The sequence below is a fragment of the Tritonibacter sp. SIMBA_163 genome, from assembly GCF_046535935.1.
In the GTDB taxonomy this organism is placed as follows: Bacteria; Pseudomonadota; Alphaproteobacteria; order Rhodobacterales; family Rhodobacteraceae; genus Epibacterium; species Epibacterium scottomollicae.
Genome location: NZ_JAWJBP010000726.1, coordinates 1 through 259 on the forward strand (window position 1 = coordinate 1; position 259 = coordinate 259).

Sequence of the window (259 nt, forward strand, 5' to 3'; positions counted from 1 at the left end):
CGAAGGGGTGAGCCTGCTGCCGTTTGGAAATGGTCGTTCCTATGGTGACAGCTGCCATAACGATGCAGGCTTTCTCGCGCCCATGCAGGCCCGAAGGAGGATACTGCAATTCGATCCCGATACGGGATTGCTGTCGGCTGAAAGCGGTACGCTTCTGAGCGATATCATCGCGCATGTCGCGCCGCATGGCTATTTCCTGCCCGTCACGCCCGGCACCCAGTTCGTCACATTGGGCGGCGCCATCGCCAATGACGTGCAT

The 259-nt window shown here is 59.5% G+C and carries 1 protein-coding gene; it reads left to right on the top strand.

All coding sequences use genetic code 11. The features are described 5' to 3' along the window. Positions 1-259 (top strand): FAD-binding protein (locus R0J92_RS24230; protein WP_411053558.1); only part of this gene is annotated, 259 nt, incomplete at both ends.